The 12,300-nt window shown below is 71.9% G+C and carries 14 protein-coding genes; 5 read left to right on the plus strand and 9 right to left on the minus strand.

All coding sequences use genetic code 11. The features are described 5' to 3' along the window. Window positions 1-12: 12 nt before the first annotated feature. From AWQ71_RS03450 to nfi, 6 genes are all read right to left on the minus strand, one after another. Window positions 13-1,173 carry a mandelate racemase/muconate lactonizing enzyme family protein gene (locus AWQ71_RS03450; RefSeq protein ID WP_067126517.1) on the minus strand — a complete coding sequence of 387 codons (1,161 nt, stop codon included), beginning with the start codon at window positions 1,171-1,173 and terminating at the stop codon, window positions 13-15. Beyond that, complete coding sequence (locus tag AWQ71_RS03455; RefSeq protein ID WP_067126520.1) at window positions 1,170-2,003, minus strand: carbohydrate ABC transporter permease; 834 nt, start codon at window positions 2,001-2,003, stop codon at window positions 1,170-1,172. Before AWQ71_RS03455 ends, AWQ71_RS03450 begins: the two co-directional genes overlap by 4 nt. After that, window positions 1,997-2,956, minus strand: a complete 960-nt coding sequence (locus AWQ71_RS03460) for a carbohydrate ABC transporter permease (protein ID WP_067126523.1) — start codon at window positions 2,954-2,956, stop codon at window positions 1,997-1,999. The genes AWQ71_RS03455 and AWQ71_RS03460 overlap by 7 nt, the downstream gene beginning before the upstream one ends. Then, on the minus strand, window positions 2,953-4,317 hold the full coding sequence (locus tag AWQ71_RS03465; protein ID WP_067126527.1) for an ABC transporter substrate-binding protein: 1,365 nt from the start codon (window positions 4,315-4,317) through the stop codon (window positions 2,953-2,955). The genes AWQ71_RS03460 and AWQ71_RS03465 overlap by 4 nt, the downstream gene beginning before the upstream one ends. 41 nt (window positions 4,318-4,358) lie before the next feature. Continuing rightward, the gene (locus tag AWQ71_RS03470) at window positions 4,359-5,489 is read right to left on the minus strand and encodes a zinc-dependent alcohol dehydrogenase (RefSeq protein WP_067126530.1); all 1,131 of its coding nucleotides are present in this window, start codon (window positions 5,487-5,489) and stop codon (window positions 4,359-4,361) included. Between the two features lie 153 nt (window positions 5,490-5,642). Then, entirely contained in the window at window positions 5,643-6,350 is a 708-nt protein-coding gene (nfi, locus tag AWQ71_RS03475; protein ID WP_169806508.1) for a deoxyribonuclease V, read from the minus strand. An 83-nt stretch (window positions 6,351-6,433) separates the two neighbouring features. Here nfi and AWQ71_RS03480 point away from each other — a divergent pair, with 83 nt between their 5' ends. Then, window positions 6,434-7,216: a 3'-5' exonuclease gene (locus AWQ71_RS03480; RefSeq protein WP_084258458.1), complete on the plus strand. Its 783-nt coding sequence runs from the start codon at window positions 6,434-6,436 to the stop codon at window positions 7,214-7,216. A gap of 114 nt (window positions 7,217-7,330) precedes the next feature. Then, a complete protein-coding gene (locus AWQ71_RS03485; protein WP_067126533.1) occupies window positions 7,331-8,074 on the plus strand; it encodes a hypothetical protein in 744 nt (247 codons plus the stop codon). On the opposite strand, the gene AWQ71_RS03490 is transcribed toward AWQ71_RS03485, so the two are convergent. Further along, the gene (locus tag AWQ71_RS03490) at window positions 8,061-8,561 is read right to left on the minus strand and encodes a MarR family winged helix-turn-helix transcriptional regulator (protein WP_067126536.1); all 501 of its coding nucleotides are present in this window, start codon (window positions 8,559-8,561) and stop codon (window positions 8,061-8,063) included. The two genes, AWQ71_RS03485 and AWQ71_RS03490, sit on opposite strands and share 14 nt — an antisense overlap. 129 nt (window positions 8,562-8,690) lie before the next feature. Between AWQ71_RS03490 and AWQ71_RS03495 the strand changes: the two genes are divergently transcribed. Next, window positions 8,691-8,882 (plus strand): hypothetical protein, encoded by a 192-nt coding sequence (locus tag AWQ71_RS03495; RefSeq protein ID WP_245658090.1) that lies wholly within the window; start codon window positions 8,691-8,693, stop codon window positions 8,880-8,882. A 63-nt stretch (window positions 8,883-8,945) separates the two neighbouring features. Here AWQ71_RS03495 and AWQ71_RS41275 read toward each other — a convergent pair whose 3' ends face one another. Continuing rightward, window positions 8,946-9,068 (minus strand): DUF2000 family protein, encoded by a 123-nt coding sequence (locus tag AWQ71_RS41275; RefSeq protein WP_245658091.1) that lies wholly within the window; start codon window positions 9,066-9,068, stop codon window positions 8,946-8,948. Window positions 9,069-9,261: 193 nt separating this feature from the next. Between AWQ71_RS41275 and AWQ71_RS03500 the strand changes: the two genes are divergently transcribed. Both AWQ71_RS03500 and AWQ71_RS03505 read left to right on the plus strand, forming a co-directional pair. Beyond that, entirely contained in the window at window positions 9,262-10,380 is a 1,119-nt protein-coding gene (locus AWQ71_RS03500) for a site-2 protease family protein (protein WP_067126543.1), read from the plus strand. Window positions 10,381-10,418: 38 nt separating this feature from the next. Next, window positions 10,419-11,237: a universal stress protein gene (locus tag AWQ71_RS03505; protein WP_067126546.1), complete on the plus strand. Its 819-nt coding sequence runs from the start codon at window positions 10,419-10,421 to the stop codon at window positions 11,235-11,237. Between the two features lie 24 nt (window positions 11,238-11,261). On the opposite strand, the gene AWQ71_RS03510 is transcribed toward AWQ71_RS03505, so the two are convergent. Further along, window positions 11,262-12,269, minus strand: coding sequence for an Acg family FMN-binding oxidoreductase (locus tag AWQ71_RS03510; protein WP_067126549.1), 1,008 nt, complete (start codon window positions 12,267-12,269; stop codon window positions 11,262-11,264). Window positions 12,270-12,300 lie beyond the last annotated feature (31 nt).

Consider the following 12,300-nt stretch of genomic DNA (forward strand, 5'->3'; position numbering starts at 1 on the left):
TTGCGACACTCCTCAGACCCGTTGGACAGTCAGCGGTTCGATCACCGCGTGGTCCAGCTCTACACCCAGACCCGGGCCCTCAGGAACGGCTACGAAGCCCGTGGAATCCGGCAGAAGCGGCTCGGTGAGCATCACGTGGAAGACCTCGGGGACGATCACCGGAGGGTCGTACGGGTACTCCAGCCAGTCGCAGGTCGGCAGCGAGGCGGAAAGGTGCAGGTTGCCCGCCACGCCGAGCCCGGTCGCCCACGCGTGCGGAACGACCCGGCGCTGCCGCGCCGCCGCCATGGCGCCGAAGTCGCGCAGGGCGGCGATGTCCTCGCTCTCGTTGGCGTCCGGCTGGTAGATGGTGAAGCAGTCGTCCTCCAGGAGGCGGACGAGCTGGCCGATGCCCCTGTTGTGCTCGCCTCCCGCGATCGGGACCGGGGAGATCGCGGTCAGCTCGCGCAACGCCCGGTAATCGTGCCGGGGCAGCGGCTCCTCCAGCCAGGTCACGCCGAGCGCGGCCAGCTCCCGCGCGGTGGTGAGCGCCCGGTCGAAGTCCCACATCATCCGGCTGCCGTCCGGCCGGTAGCGCCAGCGGGCCGCGGCCTGGTTGGCGTCCACCATGATGGCGACGCCGGAGCCGACCGCCTCGCGCACCGCCGCCACCTGGGCGACGTCCTCGGCCACCGTGTCGGCGTGGATCCGCAGCTTGAGCCCGGTAAAGCCCTCGGACACCACGCGCAGCGCGTCCGCGACCCGCTGCGCCGGGTCGCGGACCTCGCCGAAGCTCGCGTACGCGCGCACCCGGTCGGCGTGCCCGCCCCACAGCTTGTGCAGCGGCCGTCCGCACGCCTTGCCGACGGCGTCCCAGACCGCCACGCCCACCACCCATGGGCGTGGGAAGACGTACTCGGCGACGTAGCGGAGGTGGTTGGCGATGTGCTGGGTGGCGAACAGGTCCATCCCGACCAGCCGCGGCCGGATCCAGCCCCTGATCGTCTCCAGGAGCAGCGGCCCGGTCGAGTGGCCCATGTCGCCGCCGGACACGCCGACGACCCCCTCGTCCGTCTCGACCTCGACGATCACAGCGGACATGCTGCGGTGCGCGCCCTCCGGAGCCCAGGAGGGGACGAAGGGGCGCGGATAGGGCAGCTCGATGAGCCGAGCCCGGACATCGCGGATCCTCATCCCTTCGTGGCTCCGTCCGCGAGCCCCTTGACGAGGTACTTCTGCACCACCAGCGCGAAGATCACCACGGGGAGGACGGTGAGCACGCCCACGGCCGCGAGCGGGCCCCACAGGCCGCCGTTCTCGGTGTCGGCCGCGATGCCGGCGATGGCCACCGGGATGGTGACCGCCTTGTCGTTGGTGAGGATCAGCGCGAAGAGCAGCTCCTCCCAGGCGAGGATGATGCAGTAGATCATCGTGGAGATGAGCCCGGGCAGGCTGCACGGCACGATGATCCGGAAGAAGGCGCCGAACCGGCCGCAGCCGTCCAGCATCGCCGCCTCCTCCAGCTCCTTGGGCAGGCTCCGGAAGAACGCCCGCATCAGCCAGACCACGTACGGCACCAGGAACGTCACGTAGGCGAGGATCACGGTGATGTACTGGTCGGTCAGGCCGAGCCGCCGCGCCACCAGGAACATCGGCACGACCAACGCGATCGGCGGCACCGCGCGCGAGGCGAGGATGACGCCCGCCATGACGCCCGCGCCGCGCATCCGCATGCGGGTCAGCGCGTACCCGGCCATCGCCCCGGCGACCATGGAGACGATCGCCGACCCGGCCGCCACGATGACGGTGTTCACCATGCGCGGCAGGATCCGGGCCTGGTGGAAGTAGCTCGTGTAGTTGTCGAAGGTCAGCTCGCTGAACCAGCGCGGCGGCACCGTGAAGATGTCGCGCGGCAGCTTGAACGAGATGCCGACCATGTAGATCACGGGGAAGAGGAAGACGAGCGTGGCCAGGATCGCCCCGCCGATCGCCGCCGCCCGTCCCAGGCGGCCGCTGCTCACCATCGGTTCTCCAGATAACGGCTCAGGCGGAACAGGAAGTAGGTGATGATCATGGTGATGACCAGGACGATCGTGGCCATGGACGACGCCGACCCGAACTCCAGCCCGCGGAACCCCTTCTCGTAGATGTAGAGGTTCACCACGTCGGTGGCCTGGCCGGGACCGCCCTTGGTCGCGGCGAGCGCGATGTCGAACATCTTGACCGCGCCCAACCACCGGACGATGAAGGCCGCCGCGATCACCGGGACCAGCAGCGGCACCGTGACATGCCGCAGCGTCTGCCAGCGTGACGCGCCGTCCGATTTCGCCGCCTCGTACACGTCGGACGGCAGGGCCATGATGCCCGCCGACGCGACCAGGACGACGAACGGCGTCCACCGCCAGCTGTCGATCACGATGAGGCTGACCATGGCGAGGGTGGGGTCGCCGATCCACTCGACCGGCCCGACGCCCACCAGGCCGAGGGCGTAGTTGACCACGCCCCACAGCGGGTCGAGCAGCATCCGCCAGACACCGCCCGCGACCACCGGGGCGACCACCATCGGGATGAGGAACAGCGCGCGCAGCACGCCCCGGCCGCGCCACTCCACGTTCAGCAGGAACGCGATGGCGAAGCCGAGCACGAGCTGCACCGGCAGGGCGATCACCAGGTAGATCCCGGTGACCTTGAGCGACTCCAGGAACCCGGGGTCGTTGATCACCGTCTCGTAGTTCTTCAGCCCGACCCAGTCGCCCGGCTGGAACGTGGACAGGTCGAAGTCGGACAGGCTCACCCAGACCGTGTAGATGATCGGGTACAGCAGCATGCCGGCCAGTAGGACGATCGCCGGGGTGAGGAACACCCACGCCGTCCCCGGCTCGCCGAGGCGGAGCCCGCGCCGCCGGAGCGGACCCCCGGAACCCCGGGCGGGGCCGGCGGCCCTCGCCCGGGACGACGGGGTTCGCACCGCACTCACTGCGGGTAGCCCTTGGACTTCAGCAGTGCGGAGATGTCGGTGGCCGCCTGGTGGATCGCCTCCTGGGCCGTGGCCTGGCCGGAGACGGCCCGACTGGTCTGCAGCGCGAGGATCTGCTGCACGGCGTCGGACTCGGGCAGGCGCGGGCGCCACATCTGGCCCTTGGCGATGGCGTCGTAGCCGGCCGAGATGGCGTCGTAGACGGGCTTCAGCCACGGCGTGGGCGGCGTGCCGTTCAGCGTGGAGTCACGTGCCGGGAACGTTCCCAGATTCGCGCCGACCCACTGCTCGCCCTCCTTGGAGGTCATCCATTGGAGGAAGGTCCACGCGGCGGCCTGGTGCGTCGACTTCTTGGCCACGCCCGCCGTCCAGATGCCGCGGTGCGCGCCCGGCCCCGCGCTGCCGGCCGGCAGGGTGGTGACCCCGACCTCGTCCTCCTTGAGAGTGGTCGTCGCCGTGTCGATGGCCGTGCCCTTGTAGACGCTGCCCCACATGAACATCGTCGCGACCTTGCCCTGGCGGAACGCCTCGAGGGGCTCGTTGAACTGGTACGTGGCCGCGCCGGGAGGGGCGTACTTCAGCATGTCGACCTGCGTCTGCAGCGCCTTGACGCCGGTCTCGTTGTCGAACTGGACTTTCAGGTTCTCGTCGAGCAGCTTCCCGCCGTCGGAGTTCAGCACGGTCTGCCAGATCGTGGGCGTCAGCGGGTCCTTGGTGAAGTAGGTGCCGACCGCCCAGGAGTCGGTCTTGCCGTCGCCGGTGGTGTCCTGGACGAGTTTGGCCGCGTCCGTGAAGTACTGCTCCCAGGTCGTCTCCGCCGTCGGCTCGTCGACCTTGGCCTTCTTGTACAGCGACCGGTTGTAGAACATCAGCAGCAGGTTCGACCGGACCGGCACGCCGTACTGGTGGCCGTCCCACTCGCCCGCGGCCAGGGCGGCGGAGTTGATGTCGTCCCACTCGTAGCTCGCGTCGGTGAACTTCGCGAGGTCGGTCTTCAGGTCGACCAGGCCGCCGGTCTTGGCGAGCTGCGGCATCCACGGGTCGTCGCCCAGCACGACGTCGTACGTCGCGGTCGGGCCGGTCAGCTCCAGCATCGACTTGGCGAGCTGGTCGTTGTACGGCACGCCGTCCACGGTGACCTTGATGTTCGGGTACTTCTTGGTGAACTCGGGGACGAGCTGGTCCTGCCACTGCTTGGCGAAGGCGTCGTTGGCGAGGACCCGGATCGCGACGGGGTTCTGCGCGGTGCCCAGGCCGCCGCCGTCCGCCGCGGGGGCGTCATCGCCTCCGGACGAGCCACAGGCGGTGACGGTGAGGCTGAAGACGGCGGCGGTCGCCGCCAGCCGGAGATATCGGCGCATGGCCGGTTCTCCTCTCAAGGGTTTTACGGGGGATAGGGGGATCAGGCCCAGGGATCGATCGCGAGTTTGACGATGTCCCGGCCATCGAGGGAGAAGCCGCCGCCGAGCGCGGTGAGCGCCTCGCCCACCCGCTCCAGGGGCACGCGGTGACTGACCACACGGTCGTACGGTCGGCCGCCGCGCTCCAGGATGAGCAGCGCTTCGTGGTACCTGCGCTGCATGTCGGGGCCGGCGCCGTAGACGCCGGCGATGGTGATGTCCCGCTTCAGCAGGTCGCCGAAGGGGTTGAAGGGGACGGTGCCCCGGTCGGTGAAGTTGCCCAGCTCGGCCAGGACGCCTCCGTCGGCCACCAGCCCGATGGCCTCCATGAAGGCGTGCGGGGAGCCGCTCGCGCCGATCACACAGTCGGCGCCGGGTGCGTCCAGCGCGTCGAAGACCGCCCGCCGCCGCCCGGGGACGTCGGCCACCTGGGCGATGTCCACGACGACGTCGGCGCCGAGCGCCTCGGCCAGCTCCAGCCGAGCCGTGGGGGCGCCGACGGCGACGACCCGGGATGCCCCGGCGGCGCGCGCGGCGACCACGGCCATCAGGCCGATCGCGCCGACGCCCTGCACGACGACCGTCGAGCCGAGGCGGACCCCGCCGCGCTCGACGCCGTGCAGCGCGACTGACAACGGCTCCTGGAGCACCGCGACCTCGGGCGGCAGGTCCGTACGGTGGAACACCGTGCCCGCGTTGGCCGCGTGCAGGTACTCGGCGAACCCGCCGGTCAGATGGGGCGGGGTCGTCACCGGGGACTTGAAGCCGTAGGAGGGGCGGCGGCCGGGGCAGTTCGCCGGGCGGCGCCGCACCTGGCACTGGTGGCAGTGGCCGCAGCTCACGGCGGGGAAAACGCCGACGCGGTCGCCGACGGCGACGGGACGGCCGCGGTGGTCGGCGGTCACCCCCTCGCCGAGCGCGGCGACGGTGCCGACGATCTCGTGCCCGAGCAGTGCGGGGAAGGCGATGCTCGGCAGCCGCCCTTGGTAGACGTGCGCGTCGGTGCCGCAGACGCCGCACAGCTCGACCTTGAGCGTGAACTCGCCCGGCCCGGGGGCCGGCACCTCATAGGACCTGATCCGCACCTCGCCGGCGGCGTCGACGACGATCGCTGCTCGCGACGTGGCACTCATCCAGGCCCTCCATATTCTGGATTCTATAGAATATGGCCGTGACGATACGGACCTGTTGTGATTCGTGGCAACATGTGCGTTACGTCCGTTATCGAGATGTTTCCTGCGCCGCAACGGCCCCATAGGCGCCAGAGAGCTGCGGAGCGGGCGGGGTCAGGCGGCCGGCACCCCTGAACGGGAGAGCCGGTCGGCGAGCCGGATCGGCTCGGGCAGACGGTACTCGGGAGTGAGCCGCAGCACGTGCCGGCAGGCGTTGTCGAGGCCGATCCGGTGCCCCTGGGACACGTAGACCGGCTTGACACCCGTACGCGTGCGCAGCGCCCGCCCGACCACCTCGTCGCGCTCCACGATCGGCGCCCACGCGCCGCGCTCCGAGGCGGGGACCTCGTAGCGGCCGACGAACGCCGTCTTGGCCACCCCGATCGCGGGCAGCCCGGTCAGCACGCCGACATGGCAGGCCAGGCCGAACCGGCGCGGGTGGGCCAGGCCGTACCCGTCGCAGACCAGCAGCTCGGGCGTGACCCGCACCCGGTCGAGCGCGCTCAGCAGCGGCGGCAGCTCGCGGAAGGCGAACAGGCCCGGCACGTACGGGAACCGGGCGCGCTCCCGCACGACGACCTGGTCCACCACGTCGAGGGTCCGCGCGTCCAGGACCACCACGGCCGCGGTGAGGCGGTCGCCCTCGTCCTGGCCCTCATACGCGACGTCGAGGCCCGCGACGTACCGGACGGTCTCCGGCCCGGGGTCGGCGAGGTCCACGAAGGGGCGCAGCCGCTCCTGCTCCGCCTCCGCGTCCGCCACGGTGTGCGGCCACGCCTCCGGCATCTCCGGCCGTTCTGCCACGCCCGCGCCCTGCTCCATCGGCCGCCTTCCGCCGCTCGTTCCGTACGTGCCGCGCGAGGCGGGGGTGCGAAAGTGTCGGTGGCGACTGTTATATCGCGATCATGACCACTTCCCCCGCGGTCGCGCCCGAGGGACTGCCCCGGCTCACCTGGCGGCAGGCCAACGCCCGTGACCTCCGCACCAAGGGGCAGCTCGCGAAGCGACGCCGCCTGCCGGTCAGACCGCCCGTCGCGCTCGTCGTCATCGACGGCCGCGAGTTCGAACTCTACCGCGACCATGACACGATTGATCTCGAGGCCGAACGCTGGAGGGCGATCCGGTGGGCCGACGCGATGCTCCGGTCCAACGCCGTCATCCTCGACACCGAGACCACCGGCACCGACCCGAACACCGACCGCGCGGTGCAGGTCAGCGTCGTCGACATGCGCGGCGACGTCCTGCTCGACACGCTGGTCGACCCCGGTGTGCCCATCCCGGCCGACGCGTCCGCGATCCACGGCTACCACGACCGCGACGTCGCCGGGCAGCCCGCCTTCGGCGAGGTCCTGCCTCAGCTGAGCACGGTGCTCACCGCGCCCGACCGGCCGGTGATCGTCTACAACAGCCGGTACGACGGACGCCTCCTGCGCGCCGAGGTCGCCCGCGTCCGCAGCCTCGACTACGCCATGGCCTGGTCGCGCGGCTTCTCCTGGAAGTGCGCGATGACCGTGTACGGCTGGTTCAGAGGCCAGTGGGACGAGCGGCGCGGAGACTGGCGCCGGCACGCGCTGCCCGGCGGCGACCACAACGCGGTCGGCGACTGCCGCGCGGTGCTGCGGCTCATCGAGACCATGGCCGAGGCGGTGGACGACCCGCCCCTCGACCCGGACGCCCTCGACGACTGAGGGACCGCCCGCCCCCGCATTCCGGTCGAATGCCACGAATTCCCGGCATCCGGCCCGGTTCGGTACGAGATGATCCAGAAGAGTGCGGGGTGCCAAGACGATCGGGGGAAGCGCGTGGCGGAGTACCGGGAGCCGTACCGGATCGCGGGGCTGTGGGTGCGCGTGCTCCTGCTCGTCGTGCTGGTGTGGGGCGGCTTCGTCACCCTGCTCAGCGTCGCGCCCCGCGAACGCGACCTCGCCGATCTGCGCGCCGACCTCGCCGCCGGACGGGTCACCTACGTGATCTCCACGGGCGGCGGCGGCGACGCGCGCGCCGAGCTGTGGGAGGTGCGTTGGTCCACGGCCCCGCTGTTCTGGTACCGGGCGCGGTCGCCGTGGCCGGGCGACGTTCCCTACACGCAGGCCGGCCTTCTCGCCGACGTCGCCCCGGAGATCTCCGACGCCGACGCCTATGTGCCCGACCCGCGCCCGGTGGTACGGCGGGCCGAGGACGGGTCCCGCCGCGGGATCTTCCCCTCCTGGCCGTTCCGGGTGCCCCTGCCCCACGGGAGCTGGGCGGTCGCGACCGCCTGGATCGCCACGCTCCTCATCATGCTGGGCACCGCCCGGCCCCGGCTCGGCAACCGCTGGGCCTGGTTCTGGCTGTTCACCGTCGGAACGATCGGCGCCGTCGCCTACCTGCTCTCCGAGCCCCGATCGCTGTGGCGCGGGCTCGGCCCGCAGGACCCGCCGCCGTCCCCGCTCGGAGGCGGTCAAGGGTGCCTTCTCGCCTTCTGCCTCCAGTTCCCCGTCCCGTTCGCGCTCTACGGGGCGGGGGTCGCGTTCCCCGCGCTGATCGACGTCCTCATCGGGTCCTGACGCCGGTCGGCGCCGGATCGTGCGGGGCGTGGCCGTTGTTGGCGGCGTTGGCGGCGGCGATCACGCGCATGAGCGACTCGTGCAGGTGCTGGAGCTCGTCCAGTCCCATGCCGAGCCGGGCCACGATCGCCGGCGGGATCCTCTTCGCGTCGGACCGGAGGTCACGGCCCGCCTCGGTGAGGACGACGGCGAGGGCGCGCTCGTCCTCGGGGTCGCGCTCACGCCGGACCAGCCCGGCCGCCTCCAGGCGCTTCAGGAGCGGGGAGAGGGTGCCCGGGTCGAGCTGGAGCATCCGGCTGAGGTCCTTCACGGCCAGGGGCGCGTGCTCCCAGAGCGCCAGCATGACGAGATACTGCGGATGGGTGAGGCCCATCGGCTCCAGCAGTGGACGGTAGACCGCGATGACGTTCCTGGACGCGACGGACAGTGCGAAACACACCTGGCGTTCCAGGGACAACGGGTCCTGAATGTCGGCGAAGCCGGTCACATGCACCTCCGTACGACGGGCGTGGTATAAAAATTAGTACACAAATGATTTGTGCACCAACTAATCGCTGAGTCCGTGAGCCGCCGACCCCGGAAGGCCGGAGCGGCTCACCTGACCGGAGGTAAGGTCGTGGCCCCTTTGCGGCGGAAGAGTCTCGAAGAGCGGATCGCCGAGCGCCAGGCGCAGCGGCCGCCCCTCGTCGAGAAGGGCAAGTACTTCGAGCACGGCCCGGCCAAGTTCATCTTCATCTTCCTGGTCGTCTTCGTGATCCTCGGCCACATCCTCGGCCTGGTCCTGCTGATGTGGATGGACATCGGCTGAGTCTCAGCCCGACAGCCCGACAGCCCGACAGCCGGGCGGCCGGGCGGCCGCGCCGGAACGGTGTCAGGGGTGCAGCGGCAGCCCCTTGAGGACCTTGTCCACGTCGTTCCTGCCGCCGTGGACCGCCAGACCCACCAGCCGCAACTCGGCGGCCGAGGCGGGGTTCGCCGACCAGAGCCACCTCACCCGCTGGTTCGTCCGCTGTTTCGGGATCACCCCCGGCCGCTACCGAGACGCGACGCGGACGGCGTGCGGCTGACCGAGGCCGCCACCGCCGGCTGATCGGTTACATCCGCCCCGCCACGGGCAGTCGAAAGTCCTCGGCGAAAGGGACGAGACGTCCCTGCCGGGACCGGCCGTTCGGGCGGATGGTGGAAGTATGAAGCAGAGTCTGCGGCTCGGGCGGATCGCCGGGATCCCGGTGGGCGTCCACTGGTCGGTGCTGGTGATCGCGGCGCTGATCGCGGTCAGCCTCGCCGGCGCCGTGCTGCCCGGCGCGGTGCCCGGCCAGGCTCCCCGGTTGTACTGGGTGCTCGCCGTGGTGACCGCCGTGCTGTTCTTCGCCTCGCTGCTGGCCCACGAGCTGGCGCACGCGCTGGTCGCCCGGTGGCGGGCCATCCCCGTGCGGTCGATCACGCTGTGGCTCTTCGGCGGCGTCACGCAGATGGAGGGCGAGGCGCGGACGCCGCGCGGCGAGCTGGAGATCTCCCTGGTCGGCCCGCTGACCAGCCTGGCCGTCGGGGGGATCGCCTTCGTCGTGGCCGTGTACGCGCCCGGGCCGCGCCTGGTGATGTCCGCCCTCATGTGGCTGGCGCTGATGAACCTGCTGCTCGGGGTCTTCAACCTGCTCCCCGGCGCGCCGCTCGACGGCGGCCGGGCGCTGCACGCCGTGGTGTGGTGGCGCACCGGCGACCGCTTCCGGGCCGACCGGGCCGCCGCGCGGGCCGGGCAGGGACTCGGGCTCCTGCTGATCGCCGCGGGCGTGGCCGAGGTGCTGTTCACCACGTGGGCGGGCGGCCTCTGGCTCATGATCATCGGATGGTTCCTGGCCGGCGCGGCGGGCACCGAGATGACCGCGCGCTCGGCGCGTGAGGGGCTCGCCGGCGTCCGGATCAAGGACGTGATGACCCCGCTGCCCGACCTCGCCCCGGCCTGGCTCGACGTCGGGGAGTTCGTCTCCAGCGTCGCGTCCCGATCGCACCAGACGGTGTTCCCCGTGGTCGCGTTCGGGGGTGAGCCCGTCGGATCTGTCACGCTGGAGGAACTGGCCGCCGTGCCGCCCGCCCGGCGCGGCTCCACCCGTCTGGGCGACCTGGCCCGGCCGCTGGCGCCCGAGCGGGTGGTCGGCCCCGACGCCGAGGCGATCGTGCTGCTCGAACGCCCGGCCCTCGGCCAGCTGGCCGCCGTCGTCACCGAGGGGGGACAGATCACCGGCATGGTCACCGCCCAGGACATGACCCGGATGATCCGGCTGGCACTCCTGCGCCGGTCCGGCTGAACCAGGGCCCGGCGGAGCGCGCGACGAGAGGAGACGGCATGCGAGCCGACCAGCGGCCCGTGGTGGTCGGATACGACGGATCGGCGCTCAGCGAGACGGCCCTGCGCCTCGGGGTGCGCGAGGCGCTGCTGCGGTACGCGCCCCTGGTGGTGACCCACGCCTGGCAGTGGCCGTTCCAGGTCAAGCCGAGCGACCCGTCGATCGTCGAGACCGTACGGCTCTCGGCCGAGCACACCCTCGGCAAGGGCGTCACCCTGGCCACCACGATGGCGCCGCGCCTGGAGGTCCGGGGCCGGCTGGAGCAGGGGTCACCGGCGTCGGTCCTGCTCACCGATGCGGCGGCCGAGGAGCTGATCCTCCTCGGCACGCGGGGGACGGGCGGCTTCGAGCGGCTCAAGATCGGCTCCACCGCCGTCCAGGTCGCCGGGCACGCGCCCTGCCCGGTGATCCTCATCGGCGAGCCGGGCGCGGCCTCCGGCCCCGTCGTCGTCGGCGTGGACGACTCGCCGCTGGGCGGCAGGGTGCTCGGCTTCGCCATGGAGGAGGCGTCGCTGCGCCGTGCCGAGCTGCTGGCCGTACACGCCTGGGCGGAGGACGAGGGGCCGCCCCGCGAGGTGGGCGCCCGGTTCCAGCGGATCGTGGCGCCCTGGTGCGAGAAGTATCCGCAGGTGCGGGTCTCCACCTCGTTCGCGGAGCGGGCGGCGGCCGAGGTCCTGGTGTCCGAGAGCAAGGAGGCCGCGCTGGTCGTCATCGGCAACCGCGGGCACCGCGAGCCGGCGAGGGTGACGCTCGGCCTGGTCACCCAGGCCGTGCTGCACGACGCGCGCTGCCCCGTCGCGGTGATTCCCCAGAGCTGACGGCCCGGAGCCCCTGGAGACCCGCTAGAGGCGCAGCAGCGGCATCAGGCGGTCGCGCCCGCGCCGCTCCTGGAGCAGCAGCTCGCCCGCCGGGCGGCGCGGAGCGCGCGGCACCACCGGGCCGTACCCCAGCCTGATGATCATCTGCGCGTGCCCGCGCGCGTGCCTCGGGTCCGTACGGCGGCGCATGTCACGCAGGTCGAGCGGCTGGTTGAGGAACGACGCGGAGATCCCGTGGCAGGTGGCCATGAGGAGCACCCGCTGCAGCGCCTGGCCCGCGTGCAGCCAGTCGACCGGCCGGTCGCCCCGGGTGGTGAGCACGGCGAGCTGCGGGTGCGACTCGAAGCGCTCCACCCGGCGGTCCCGTCCCCGGTGGCCCAGCCCGAAGTCGCGCACCGGCGCCGGGTCGCGGTCCGCGCGCGGCCCGTGCACGTGGCGCGGGACGCCGTCGAACAGCGCGCGCCCGGCCGTCCACGCCGCCAGTTCGGCGAGGTAGCTCTTGTCCCGCTCGATCTCGTCGTCGGCCAGCGCGACCTGTTCGAGGAGCTCGTTCGCCGCCGCGCCGTCCAGGGGGAGCAGGTTCGCGCCCTCGCGGGTGGCCGCGATGCGCAGGCCGGCCATGACCGAGGGCGGGATCATCCGGTCCTCGAACGGCTCGCGGTTGGTCCGGCGCACCCGGATCGCCGAGTAGAGGGCGCGCTCCGTCGCGTTGGCCGGCGTCGAATCGGTCATCCGGATCGAGGCGAGCAGCTCGGGCTCGTCCGGATCGGGCAGCAGCGACACCGTCGGGCGGTGGCCGCCGACCCTGACCGCCAGCCGGAGGTTGAACAGTGCGGCGCCGCAGCTCAGATGCATCGAACGGCCCCTGGGGTCGCTCACCCGCAGCCTGCGGCTCGGGTCGCACAGCAGCTCGGCCAGGTCGTGCCCGGAGGTCCGCAGGCGCCACGGCTGGGTGTTGAGCACGGACGGGGCCTGCTCAGCCGCCACCAGAAGGTACTGAACGCCGAGATCGGACGCCAGGGGCGAGAGCATCGTTGGCCTCCTCGAGATAGACGGATCTCGT

This window comes from Microtetraspora malaysiensis (assembly GCF_001528665.1).
Lineage (GTDB): Bacteria > Actinomycetota > Actinomycetes > Streptosporangiales > Streptosporangiaceae > Microtetraspora_A > Microtetraspora_A malaysiensis.